The organism is Sulfitobacter sp. AS92 (assembly GCF_038900015.1).
Lineage (GTDB): Bacteria > Pseudomonadota > Alphaproteobacteria > Rhodobacterales > Rhodobacteraceae > Sulfitobacter.
The window spans coordinates 97,160-110,236 of the sequence record NZ_JBBMQL010000008.1 but is presented as its reverse complement, the minus strand read 5'-3'; the positions used below and the strand labels follow the sequence as shown (position 1 = coordinate 110,236).

General features: G+C 59.1%; 8 protein-coding genes. 3 read left to right on the top strand and 5 right to left on the bottom strand.

Annotated elements, in window-relative coordinates:
* The first annotated feature begins 183 nt into the window (after window positions 1-183).
* The 3 genes from WNY61_RS14435 to WNY61_RS14425 all read left to right on the top strand — a co-directional run bounded on the left by WNY61_RS14435 (window position 184) and on the right by WNY61_RS14425 (window position 6,116).
* Complete coding sequence (locus tag WNY61_RS14435; protein ID WP_342852113.1) at window positions 184-1,353, top strand: efflux RND transporter periplasmic adaptor subunit; 1,170 nt, start codon at window positions 184-186, stop codon at window positions 1,351-1,353.
* The gene (locus WNY61_RS14430; protein WP_342852112.1) at window positions 1,350-4,469 is read left to right on the top strand and encodes an efflux RND transporter permease subunit; all 3,120 of its coding nucleotides are present in this window, start codon (window positions 1,350-1,352) and stop codon (window positions 4,467-4,469) included. Before WNY61_RS14435 ends, WNY61_RS14430 begins: the two co-directional genes overlap by 4 nt.
* Before the next feature lie 90 nt (window positions 4,470-4,559).
* Window positions 4,560-6,116 carry a phospholipase D-like domain-containing protein gene (locus WNY61_RS14425; protein ID WP_342852111.1) on the top strand — a complete coding sequence of 519 codons (1,557 nt, stop codon included), beginning with the start codon at window positions 4,560-4,562 and terminating at the stop codon, window positions 6,114-6,116.
* Window positions 6,117-6,130: 14 nt separating this feature from the next.
* On the opposite strand, the gene WNY61_RS14420 is transcribed toward WNY61_RS14425, so the two are convergent.
* From WNY61_RS14420 to WNY61_RS14400, 5 genes are all read right to left on the bottom strand, one after another.
* Window positions 6,131-7,390 carry an OpgC domain-containing protein gene (locus WNY61_RS14420; protein WP_342852110.1) on the bottom strand — a complete coding sequence of 420 codons (1,260 nt, stop codon included), beginning with the start codon at window positions 7,388-7,390 and terminating at the stop codon, window positions 6,131-6,133.
* On the bottom strand, window positions 7,377-9,179 hold the full coding sequence (gene mdoH, locus WNY61_RS14415) for a glucans biosynthesis glucosyltransferase MdoH (protein WP_342852109.1): 1,803 nt from the start codon (window positions 9,177-9,179) through the stop codon (window positions 7,377-7,379). Before mdoH ends, WNY61_RS14420 begins: the two co-directional genes overlap by 14 nt.
* Before the next feature lie 172 nt (window positions 9,180-9,351).
* Window positions 9,352-10,905, bottom strand: a complete 1,554-nt coding sequence (locus WNY61_RS14410; RefSeq protein ID WP_342852108.1) for a glucan biosynthesis protein G — start codon at window positions 10,903-10,905, stop codon at window positions 9,352-9,354.
* A 336-nt stretch (window positions 10,906-11,241) separates the two neighbouring features.
* Window positions 11,242-11,793, bottom strand: a complete 552-nt coding sequence (locus tag WNY61_RS14405; protein WP_342852107.1) for a 2OG-Fe(II) oxygenase — start codon at window positions 11,791-11,793, stop codon at window positions 11,242-11,244.
* Window positions 11,794-11,998: 205 nt separating this feature from the next.
* On the bottom strand, window positions 11,999-13,027 hold the full coding sequence (locus WNY61_RS14400) for an Ldh family oxidoreductase (protein WP_342852106.1): 1,029 nt from the start codon (window positions 13,025-13,027) through the stop codon (window positions 11,999-12,001).
* Between the last annotated feature and the right edge of the window lie 50 nt (window positions 13,028-13,077).

The window sequence follows — 13,077 nt, the reverse complement described above, 5'->3', positions numbered from 1 at the left end:
GGATCTGTAATTTCCAGTAATCAACCCAGACGCTCTTCCACCGGGCAAGGTTCCGCGTCATAGTCGTATCAGCCAGTGGCTCCTTCGTGGAATGCCCAGCTGAAGATCAAGCAGATTTGACATGCCTTTTTTACGGGGATGCTCAAAAATGCGCCTTGCAACGCAATTTGAAAGCGCATCCTCGTGAAAGCCCTGCGCCAATTTATCGTATTCCTGCTGGTTCTCGTTGCCGGCCTCTATGTGATGTTAACCTACGTGCCTGCGTCTCGTCCCTTCGTGGCGCAGACCGGTATCCTTGATCTTTTGGGGGTCGACGCAGCACCGGAAAAGCCCAAGGAGTCAGGTGGCGGCTGGGGCGGCGGCGGGCCGTCGCTGGTCGTGACTGCCGAGGTTGGCGAAGAGACATTGGCCGACCGCATCACCGCAATCGGCGACGGGCGCGCGCGCCGGTCAGTGACCTTGCGGTCCAACGCAGTTGGGGTCATCACCGACCTCAACCTGCCCGCCGGTCAGCTGATTGAAACAGGCACTGTGATCGCACTGTTAGAGAATGAGGCCGAGCAGATCGCGCTGAAACAGGCCGAATTGCAGCTAGAGAATGCCCGCACCGAACAGGTCCGCGTGGAGAGGTTGCAAAACACAGGCGCGGTCAGCGAAGTGCGCTTGCGGGAGACGGAACTGGCGCTGCAAAGCGCTGAGCTTGCGCTCAGCCAAGCGCAGTTTGACCTTTCTCAGCGCCGTATTCTTGCGCCGATCTCTGGCTGGGTTGGGATCACTGACATCGAAGAAGGCGACCGGGTGAATGCCCAAGACGAACTCGCCACCCTGACCGACCGCAGCGAGATTTTAATTGATTTCCGCGTGCCAGAGCGTGTGGTGGGCAAATTGGCATTGGGCAAGGAAATCACAGTCACCCCCCTTGGCATGCGAGACCTTACGCTTGAAGGCGAAGTCAGCGCCATCGACAGCGTGATCGACCGCGCCAGCCGCACTCTGTTGGTGCAAGGCCGGGTGCCGAACGAAGACGACCAATTGCGCGCTGGCATGGCGTTTTCCGTCAGCCTCACATTTGTCGGTGACGCGCTTTTGGCGATCCCGCCGTTGGCGGTGCAATGGTCCTCCGACGGTCCATTTGTTTGGGCCGTGCGCGAGGGCAAGGCGCATCAGGTCGCCGTGGAAATCGCGCAGCGCAACAGCGATTCCGTGTTGGTCCTGTCAGACGATTTAACCGCTACGGATGTTGTGGTGACCGAGGGCGTGCAAACCCTGCGCGAAGGCGGCGATGTACGCGAAGCCAATCAATCCGGCAGCGTCCAGTCTGATGCTGCATCTCTAGAAAAGAAATCCCTGTGAGCGCCGAGGCCCCCGGCGAAGGTGCGCCGCCCCCTTCCACCGGAGGCGGCACAGCACTTTTCGTACGGCGGCCGATCTTTGCCTTTGTGTTGAACGCGCTGATCGTTCTGGCAGGCATCGCCGCGCTCTTTGGGGCGGAAATTCGCGAACTGCCAAATGTCGATCGGCCCGTCGTAACTGTCACCACGACGTTCTCGGGTGCCTCCCCGGAATCTGTCGACCAAGAGCTGACGGGGCGGATCGAAGGCGCGGTGGGACGTGTCTCTGGCGTGCGGGCAATCTCGTCGAACTCACGTTTCGGTCGCAGCCGTGTCACGCTTGAGTTCAACGACAGCACTGATATCGACGTGGCCGCCACCGATGTCCGTGACGCTGTCGCGCGGATTGTGAACCAACTGCCAGACGGAGCCGAGCAGCCGCAGATCGTCAAAGCCGACGCCAATGCCCAGCCGGTGATGCGGATTGCCGTGACCTCCATGGGCCGCTCGCCCGAAGACCTGACCAGACTGGTGCAGGACCAAGTCGAGGATCGGCTGATCTCGGTCAACGGGGTCGCGGACCTGCAGATTTACGGCGACCGTGAACCCTTTTTTCGCGTCGATATTGATCAGTTGGAACTCGCCAGTCGTGGCCTAACCTTGGGCGACATCCAACGCGCCTTGGCCGATGTCGCCTATGACGCACCTGCGGGCGATCTTGCGGGGGACCGCCAGTCGATCAACGTGCGCACAACTGCTAGCGTCGCCACCACGCAGGCCTTTGAAGCGATGGAGATCAAGGAGAATGTCCGGCTCGGCGATGTCGCTCAGGTGACGCTCGGCCCCGCCAAGGGCGAGACCATCCTACGCGCGAATGGGCAATTGGGGTTGGGCATCGGGATCATCCGGCAGGCGACCTCGAACACTTTGGAAATTTCGAACGACGTGCGCGCCGTGGTGGCAGAGTTGAACGACACGTTGCCCGAGGATGTGCGGATCTTTGTTACCTCAGACGACGCGACCTTCATTTCAGGTTCGATCCGCGAGGTACTCTCGACGCTGGCATTTGCCGTGGGCATTGTGGTCGCGGTGATCTTCATCTTTTTGCGCGATTTCCGCGCCACGCTGATCCCGGCGCTGACCCTTCCGGTCGCCCTGATCGGCACATTGGCGGCGATCTATCTTGTCGGTTTCTCGATCAATATCCTGACACTGCTCGCCTTGGTTTTGGCCACGGGCATGGTGGTGGATGACGCGATTGTCGTCTTGGAAAATATCGTGCGCCAGCGTGCGGCGGGCATGGGGCCACGGGCGGCAGCGGTGCTGGGCACGTCGCAGGTGTTCTTTGCCGTTGTCACCACCACCGCGACGCTGGCGGCGGTTTTCATCCCGCTGTCGTTTCTGCCCGGCCAAGCGGGCGGGTTGTTTCGAGAGTTCGGCTTTACCCTCGCGATCGCGGTGATGTTGTCTTCTGTCGTGGCACTCAGCCTTTGCCCGGTTCTGGCCAGCCGTCTGCTCACCCGGCCTGCAGCGGAAAATCCGCGCGGTCCTGTGGTGGCGCTTGGCAACGGGCTGTTCCGGCTCTACGCCGCGACGCTTCGCTGGGCACTGGCAATGCCCTATGTTGTGGTGCTGATTGCGGCCTTTGTGGCGCTGACGGCAGTGCTGGTTTCAGGCGAAATCCGCCAAGAGCTGACGCCGCGCGAAGACCGCGCCGTGGCCCTGCTTAGCGTGACGGCCCCGCAGGGGGTATCGCTTGAGTATACCCAAAGCAAAATGCGCGAGATCGAAGACCTGGTAACCCCGCTTCAAGAGACCGGGGAGGTGACGAACATCTTCTCTATCACTGGGTTTGGCGCGGACAACCGGGGGTTCATGGTGTTTACCCTCGCCGGATGGGAAGACCGCGCGCGCAGCCAAGATGAGATCGTCGGCGAGATCAACGGCAAGCTGCGCGGCATCGTTGGCGTGCGGGCCTTTGCGATCCAGCCGAACTCCCTCGGCATTCGCGGCGCGGGGCGCGGGCTGTCTTTTGCGATCACTGGCAACAACTATGAGCAACTCTCGGAAGTTGCGCAGGCGATGGTTGACCGGCTGAGCACGAACCCCGCGATGGGCCAAGTGCGGCTGGAGTATGAGCGCACGCAACCGCAGCTTTTCGTGCAGATTGACCGGACGTTGGCGGCGGATTTGGGCGTTGATATCACAGGCTTGGGCCAAGCCTTGCAAGCCATGCTCGACGGGCGCGAGGTGGCGTCGGTCTTTATCGACGATACCAGCTACGGTGTGCAGATGCTGTCGACCTCAGACCCCGTGAACGACCCACGCGACCTTGAGAATGTCTTTGTCCAATCTGGCACAGGGCAGATGATTTCACTGGCCAGTTTTGTCACCCTCGAAGAACGCGCCGTCGCACCAGAGCTGGACCGCGAAGGTCAGAACCGTTCGGTCGAGATTTCCGCCGGGCTGACGCCGGGTCTGTCGCTTGGGGACGCGCTGGTGCAAGTGCGCGCCATCGGGGATGAGGTGCTTGGCGATGAAAACCTGATCGTGCCCCTGGCCGAAGCCGCCGCATTGGATCAAACAAGTTCGGGGCTTTTCGTAACCTTTGGCTTTGCGATCCTCGTGGTTTTCCTCGTCCTTGCTGCCCAGTTTGAGAGTTTCGTCTCGGCCGTGGTGGTGATGGCCACGGTGCCTTTAGGGCTGGCTTGTGCGATATTCGCGCTGCTGATGACGGGGCAAAGTCTAAACGTCTATAGCCAGATCGGTCTGGTTATGTTGATCGGGATCATGGCCAAGAATGGCATCCTAATTGTCGAGTTTGCCAATCAGTTACGCGATCAAGGGGCGGATATTCATGAGGCGATCTTTGGCGCATCTACGATCCGCCTGCGCCCGGTGATGATGACGATGACCTCAACCGTGCTGGGGGGCGTGCCGCTTATCTTGTCTTCGGGTGCGGGGGCAGAGGCACGCGAGGCGCTTGGTTGGGTGATTGTGGGGGGCCTAGGCATGGCTACGCTATCCACGCTCTACCTCACCCCTGTCGCCTATTTCCTTCTGGCCCGGTTCACCACACCCAAAGCAGCGGAAGAAGCCCGGCTGCAGCGCGAACTCTCTGAGGCGCAGGTGGTCTAGCGGCCTGTTGGCGCGATATTTCGTGACCTATGCAACTTCGGCCAGTGGTGGGCGTTTAGCCATGTAGGACCAAAGCGAGAGGGACATGACGTGCGCAGCGATCTAAGTTTGGCAACATCCAGCAACGAGTCCTCCGCCGACGGGGCAAACAGCCCAAGCCTTTTCACCGACAGCACAACCTGGCGTGTGGTGCGGGCCGACCGCTTTGGCCTGATCGTCGATGCTGCGGATTACTTTCGGATTTTGCGCGAAATTTTTCTGGGTGCCCGCCAGCAGCTCATGCTTGTCGGCTGGGATTTTGATTTTGAACTGGAAATGCTGCCGGGCGAAAGTGACGAAGACGGCAACGCCCCTGACGGCTATCCCAATCAGCTTGGGGCTTTTGTCGAAGCGGTGGTTGAACGGACGCCCGAGTTGCATGTCTATCTGTTAAAGTGGAACGGGGCTGTGCTCGCCGCGCCCGGAAGGTTGGTCCCCTCGCTTGCTCTCAGCCTGTTCGGCGGAGACCGGATTCATTTTGCTTTGGATGGACATCATCCTTTCGGTGCATGCCATCATCAAAAGATCGTCGTGGCAGACGATGCCCTGGCCTTTTGTGGCGGCATCGACGCGACGGAAGACCGCTGGGACACCCCAGACCATCTGCCGGGTGACCCACGCCGGATACGCAAGGATGGCACGCCGTCTGACCCTTGGCACGATGCGACCTCGGCCATATCTGGCCCCGCTGCCGCAGCCTTTGGTGAACTTTCACGCCGCCGCTGGCTGCGGGCCACGGGCGATGAGATTGAAGGGCCGTCGAATGCGCTTAAGTTCGAATGGCCCGACCTTCTGCCAGTAGATGCCGAAGACGTTGACGTGGGCATCGCGCGCACCGAACCGCCTTTTGATGAAGAGCCTCTGATCAATGAGATCGAACAGCTCTATCTTGCAGGGATAAAGTCCGCGCAGAAATATATTTATATCGAATCACAGTACCTTGCCGCTGAATCGGTTTGCGATGCGCTAAAGGCGCGGCTGGTTGAAAAAGACGGACCGGAGATTGTCATCATTAACCCGCGCAACGCGGAATCACAGTTAGAAGACGATGCGATGCACGTCTTGCGAGAGCGGCTGGTTGAAGAGTTAAAGCGCGCAGATCATCAAAATCGTTTCCGCATCTATTTCCCGGTCACTGATGAAGATGAGCCGATTTATGTCCACGCGAAGATCATGATTATCGACGATCATTTGCTGCGGCTTGGGTCTAGCAACCTTAACAACCGCTCTATGGGGTTCGACACGGAATGCGATGTCGCGATTGAACAGCCCGCTGAGGTTATTGAAGGGTTCAGGAACAGGTTGCTTGCAGAGCACTTGGGCCAAACGGTTGCGCGTGTGGTCGAGGTTATGACGCGCACGGGATCGATGATCGGCACGATCGAAACACTTAATAGCAAAAAGGGCCGGGGCCTGCGTGCGGTTTTTCGGGGCAGTGAGACGGTGGTCGGTGGCTTTCTGGCCAACACCCGTTTGCTCGACCCACGTTACCACCCCGGAGAGAACACCTCCACCGGGCGCGGCATCCGCCCGCGTCATCTGGGGTTGATCGCAGGCGGGCTGGGTGTTGCTTGGTTAGCATGGCGCAATTGGGGGCGGCGGGACTAGCCGCACCATTCGCCTTAAGGTGACACCGCGATCGTGCGCGTTTTCTCGAAACCAGTTCCGCTCATAGCGGGGTCTATCTGTTCTGCAGGCGCAGACAAGATCCGGCGTGATACGTCGGCGATGAACGCGATTGCAAAGAGCGCCGCTGTCCCGAGTGCCGGCAGAACCCAAACCATCCAAACTGCATTTGGTTGCGCCAACATCAACGTCTGACAGACCAGCGCCAGAACCGTACCGCTGGCAAAGATTAGCAGCCCGTGTTGGCCAATCAGCCGGAACGGGCTAGCCGCCCGATGTCCGGCCAGTCGTGTCACGCTTGGCAGTTGGGACAGAAAATATCCTAATGCCAGAATATGGATGAACCGGGGCGCAGACAGATAGGTTTTGTCATGCGACGTGAGGTTAAAGGGTACGCCTGCCTCTCTCAGATTGTGCATCTGAAGGTTTAGATATTTACCTAACCCCGGCACGTATTTCCACGCGAGGATCCCAAGCAGCACCGCAATCGACAGGCTAAAAAGGACTTTGGATGCGGGGAAGAAGCGATGCCCCTGGCGCTGACTTAGCCCGACCAACAGCCCGCAGACAAAAATTGCCTGCCATGCAAAGGGATTGAAGAACCAGCCACCGGGATTGGGATAGTTCGGCAGGTTAAGACGGAAAACGCCAGTAAACAGCCAAAGGGTAAGCGACAGAGTGAGCAGTATTCGGGGCCAGCGCAGCCCAAGGATGATTGCCGCCGGAGCGCAGATCAGCAAGACCGAATAGGCCGGTAGAATATTCACATAGCCGAACTGATGCGTCAAAAGCGGGATACCGATTAAGGCTTGGGTCGGGTTTTGAAACACTTGCCGCATGTTGATCTTGGTCAGGAAATCTGCCTGTGCGGTGATCTGAAACGCTCCTGCAAAGATGGCCAAAGCAATGGCAGACAATGCTATTTGCACAAGGTAAAGGGACCAAGCGCGCTTCCACAGCGGCGCGATCGCACGCCAGAGGCCGTGGCGCACGCGGTCTCTCTCGATAAACCGGGGGGTATAGGCCAATCCCGCCGCAATGCCGGACATAAGGAAAAACGCCTCGGCAGCATCGGCAAACCCAAGGTTGCGGATAGTCAAATATTCGTAAGGATTGCCCGGAACGTGATTAATAAAGATCATGATCAGCGCAAGGCCGCGAAAAACGTCGATGCGCGGGTCGCGGGGGGCTTTGCCGATACGAGCAGAGCCCGCAGATACTGCCGCGTGGGACAGGCCGACGTTATGCTGTTGCATGGATCAGGTCAGTCGATGTGAGGTTGTTCATCAGGTGCTCATCATTCCAAGTCAGCCGCCAGACATCGCAAATGCTGTCGAATTCCGCGACGATATCAAGCGGGTTTGAATTCTCTGGCACGGTAAAACTCCGGCTTGAGGGGCGCGATGTCCAAGCAATAAGGAAAGGCGCAAACAACATCGGGACTGCCACAGGCAGCAACCAGACCGTCAGGTCCGGCGCGAGCCATTGCACCGCTGCCAAGATCACAGCCCCAATCAAAACGATCCAACTGCCCGCCGCCCAGCCGTCACGCAGGCTCAGCCGACCTTCGTTGCGTTGATTTGCAGGCCAGCCACCGTCTTGGCCCGATAGAACCTGTAAGACCGACCGGCTGTGATAGAGCAACATCAACGGGGCCAAGAGGGTCGTTAGGATGACTTCACTCAAAACAGACCGTGCCATGCGCAGGCTGAGACCAAAGTCGCGCGCCCGACCAAAAAGGGTCGCGTGGAGCAGGATCAGCATCTTTGGAACCACCAAAAGTCCCAACACGCCCAAAGCTAACAACGTGATTTCACGGGTGCTGGTTTCCGGAAAAACGGGAAAGAGTTGATACGGTCCGGGAAAGTATTCTGGCGGAGGGGCATAAAGAGTACTGATCGCTGATGTGACCAAAAACGCGGCCCAAAGTAGGGAAACCACATAAGCGGTTACGTTTTGCAAGAACACAAACCGGCTCCAACCGGCCAACCCGGGGGCGAATATCAGCCGGGCGTGTTGAAGGTTGCCTTGGCACCAGCGGCGCTCTCGACGGGCGAAAGAAAGCACATTTTCCGGGCCTTCTTCAAAGGAACCGCCCAGGGTTTCGTCGACCTCAACTTTCCATCCTGCGCGGGCCAGCAAAGCGGCTTCGACGTAGTCGTGGCTTAGGATATGGCCGCCCAAAGGGGGCGGACCGGAAAGTTCGGGCAGGCCGCAGCTTTCGGCAAAAGCGTTGACCCGAATGATCGCGTTGTGACCCCAAAATGGGCCGGTCGGGCCTTGCATGCGGGCGAGGCCACGGGTGAAAATCGGGCCATGAAACCAAGAGGCAAACTGCAAAGCGCGGCCAAAAAAGGACCGTGCGCCAATAATCTTGGGCAGGGTTTGCAACAGCCCTAACCGCGGGTCGGACTGCATCCGGGCAATCATCGCGCGGATCGTGCTGCCCTCCATTAAACTGTCTGCGTCAAGGATCACGGCCAGTTCATAAGCCCCGCCAGAGGTGCGGATGAACTCTTCGATATTGCCTGCCTTGCGGCCTGTGTTGTCACGCCGCCTGCGGTAAAAGATGCGCCCCGCGCCGTTCGTCTCGCGCAGCAAACGTGCAAAGGCGAACTGCTCTTTCCCGGCCAGACTTTCGTCGCGGGTATCAGACAGAACGACGAAATCAGCGGTGACACCGGCCTGTGCCACGGAGCGGTCGATCGCGGCGATGCGGGCGAATGTGGTCAGCGGGTCTTCGTTGCAGACGGGCACCGCAACCACGGTGCGAGGCTGCGGCGCGCGAAGGTCTGGGCGCGGTGCGTCCGATCTGCCGCCGAACAGCCCGATCAGTGCAAGTGAGGCCCCCCACGACAGCCAAGCTGTCGTAGCAAAGACAAGCACGGCGCGGATGCCATCCCAACCACTGAAACCATCCCGCGCGGCCGCCTCTGCCAAAAGCGTCGAGGCGATGACTGCACATCCAAGCGAAACGGTCACGGCAAGCGCCCGTGCAAAGCGCGTTCGGGTGTCCGCTGCAAGCTGCGTCTGCTGGCGTGCCATTGGTGTCAGGCCTTACGGCGCAGCAATAAGGCCCGCGTCAATTCAACAAGTCCGGCCCGATGTGGACGCCGTTCCAAAGTCTGTCTGGGCATCGACAGTGGCGCCACTGGCGGCATCCAGTTTTCGACCTCTGTCGTCATTGCCGAATAAGGGGAATCCCCCTCGTTAAAGCTTACGCGTTGATCCATTGGTACACCCATGTCTCTGTAAGATTGCGGTCATATCCCGATAGAACTGCCTTGATCTCGACGATGGCGTCAGTCTCTGCGCGCAATTCCAGTACAAGCCGCCATTCATTTCTGCCGGCGACCCGGCTTAGGATTGCCTCAACGATTTCACCGTTCTGCGCGCTTGCAACCGGTTCCAATTCAGCGTCGCTCGGCATATCGCTGAGCTGACCCCCGGCAAAGTCGATGACGAATTTGCGCGTTTCGGTATCTGCCTCAACACCCGCAACCCCACCATGGCCCGAGCGCAGCCGAACCACGCGACCAAGGGTTTGCGGTGTCGCGCCCGGCGGGTTGATCCCCCAGTGCATACGGTAGCTATAGGCCAATTCGTCCCCGGCGCGTGTTTCGCCTTCAGGGATCCAATAGGCGACGATATTGTCGTTGCCTTCCAGATCCGACGGTATCTCAACCAGTCGAACCGTGCCCTTGCCCCAATCGCCCATCGGCTCAATCATCAGTGACGGTCGGCGCTCGTAATGGGCCTGTGCATCGAGGTAATGTTCAAAATCCCGGTTGCGCTGAACCAGTCCGAAAGAGCGTGGGTTCTCGGCTCCGAAATAGGAACTGGCAAGGCGCGGTGGGTTGTTGAGTGGTCGGCACAGGGTCGCGTCTTTGCCCGCATTCAGCACCAAAGCTTCGCTGTCATGGACCGAGGGGCGGAAATCGTCAAATGCCCCTTTGTCCGCACCATTATGTAAGAACATCGAGGTGAGTGGCGCGATGCCGAGTTGCTTGATGTCTTTGCGCAGGAAAAGACGCATCGTCACGTCGACCGAAGTCGTCTCTCCCGGTGTGACGGCGAACTGATACGCACCGGTCACAGACGGGCTATCGAGAGCGGCGTAGATCATCACGGTGGTATCGCCGGGTTCCGGACGGCGCAGCCAAACCTCGCTAAACCGGGGGAACTCTTCGCCTTCGGGCAGTCCGGTGTTCACTGCAAGCCCGCGTGCGCTCAGACCATAGAGCGTGTCTTTCCCAAGAGCGCGGAAATAGCTGGCACCTTGAAATACGATCAACTCATCGAAGATATCGGCGCGGTTGATCGGAGTATGAAGACGGAAACCAGCAACGCCCGGCATTTCGGCATTGGGCGGGATCGACTTGGCCAAGGCATCGTCGTCATATTCAAAATCTGCCGTGGTAAAGCCCATAGGCGCAACCCTGTCGCCTTGGACTTCATTGATTTTAACAGCCTCTTTGAACAGCCAGCCGGGATGGAAAGCCTGCACCCTAAAGCCAACGCCTTTTTCCTGCCAACGGGCCTGTTCAGGGCGGAAGCGAATGCGCTGGTAAGCGTCGTAATCAAGGTCTGCAAGGAACCCCTCGACGGGCTCAGGGGCCGCATAGGGCGACTGCGCCAGTTCACGCATCTCGTTTACAAGATTATCGAAGGTGAAGGACGCCGCAGCAACCTCCTGCGCGTGACTGCGTAAGGGCAGAAGTGCTGAAGCAAAGGACACGGCTGAGAGCGTCAAAAACTGGCGCCGCTCCAAGCGAGCCGCTTTCAATCCTTCAGTTCGTGTAGTGTTAGAAATCGACAATATAAAACTCCGAAAGACACGTTATGAGTGTGCAATTTTGTGACCTATCTAATCGTTTCGGCACCGCTGAAAACTTGAATCTTAATTTTTCAGCGAAATGCTGCACAGCAGCGCGGGAAACCGCCGACCTGTCTTATGTTCTTCGCTGTTTGCCCAAAATTTCGCCTTGATTACCGTAGGATCGCCGCTCTTTTATGACTTTCGGCTACGGCTTCGGCGTCTCATTCGGCGCAAGCCCACAGGTGTTTACCCGGCCTTCTGCCAGACCAACCGCTCCGCCAGGCCGTTTCACCGAAACGCGGGCCCGTGCGCCCAAACGGTCATCGAATAGCGGGTGCCGCGTGTGACGGGCGTGACCTGATGCAGCGTGAAACTGGGGAAGATGCTCACACAGCCCTGTTCGCGGTTGGCCGTCAGCGTGTGAGCGCCCGGCATGACCTCCAAATCACCGCCCTCATAGCTGTCGGCGTCGCTTAGTTGGAGCACGAGCGTCAGCTTGCGTTTCCCCGCCGCGGGGCCGCTGCCAATGTCGGAATGCCAAACGAAATGGCCGCTGTCCGACGCCTTGTAGATCGCGACCTGTGGGCTTTCTGCAAATTCGGTCAGATCGAACTCAAAATGCGCGCGGTTGGCTGTGCGCACCAGATCGATCAGGCGCTCCATCACCCATTCCGTGCCTTCCACTTCGTCGGTCCAGACGAGTTGGGATTTGCGCAGGTTGTGATCCCGGTTGCGGCCCACCAACAACGCTTCGTCTGTGGGCACGTCAGAGATCCGTTTGATGATGGCCTCGCATTCGCTTTTGCTGAATGCAGCCGGCATTGCGTGTAGTGCAAGCATTCCTTCGGTCCTTTGGAAATGAGCTTGCTTCGGAGTGCGCGCATGCTGCGGCGAATCTCTTTGTCGAAGTGGCTCGGTGATTTCCCTTAGCATGAAATCTGAGCCGGAACGCTAGTGTACATTTGCGCTTCTTGCGCTTTCTCTTTGGCGGACACAAAGGCCACGTCCAGCCTGCGCGAGATCGGTTTGGACGTGGCGGATTTGATTATACGGCATCAAGCCCTTGGGCCAGCAGGTGCTCTAGCCCGCTCATTTCTGCGTCGGTCAATGTAATACCATTGGCGCGCGTCTCTGCCCGCGCTTTGAAGCGACGTTGCGAGGGCAGGCGCGCGCCTTGGCTGAGGATGGCGGAAAAGAGCGTTTCGGCCCGGGCAAAAGGATCTCCGGGGCGATCAGCGGCAAACTTCACCGGATCGAATGCGATGATCAGCTCGCCATGTGCAGGCGCAAGAGAAAGTGAGCCCAAGGCGTCACGTGCCTCCGGGCTGGTCAGATCCCCGATCATCACCCCCGCGAGCAGTTCAATCATCGTCGAGATGGCCGAGCCTTTGTGACCGCCGAACGGCAGCATCGCCCCTGCAAGGGCAGCTTCGGGGTCAGTGGTCGGCGTGCCGTCGGGGGCAATGGCCCAGCCTTCGGGCAGGGACGTGCCCGCGCGGCGATGCAGCTCAATCTCCCCGCGTGCGGCGACGCTGGTGGCAAAGTCAAAGACGTAAGGATCGCTGCCCATACGCGGCCAGCCAAATGCGAAGGGGTTCGTCCCCATCAGCGGGTCGGTACCGCCCGAAGGGGCAACGCTGGCATAGCTGGGGCACATGGCCATGGCGGCAAGGCCCATGTCCGTCAGGGCCTCAATCTCGGGCCAGAGGGCGGCGAAATGGGTGCAATCGTTGATCACCATCGCGGCGATCCCGGTGGCGCGGCAGCGTTCGGCCAGCACCGGCGCGCCCGCGTCAAACGCAGCGTTGGAGAAGCCGCCGCCTGCGTTCACCCGCACGATGGCGCTTTCGTCTTGCACCACCTGAGGCACGGCATCGGGGACCACCTTGCCCGCCTTGATCGTGCGCAGGCACCCTTCGATCCGATAGATGCCGTGAGATTTGCAAGCATTGCTTTCACCCGCCACGATCACCCGCGCCAAGGCTGACGCATTAAGCGGCGATAGACCCGCGCCTTCGCAAATCCGGATGACGATTTCATTGAGTTCGTCGTGGGACAGGGTTGCATCGCTCATTTGGAGCCTCGTGCAGCATGGGTTGCAATCTTGCATACATCATGTATGCA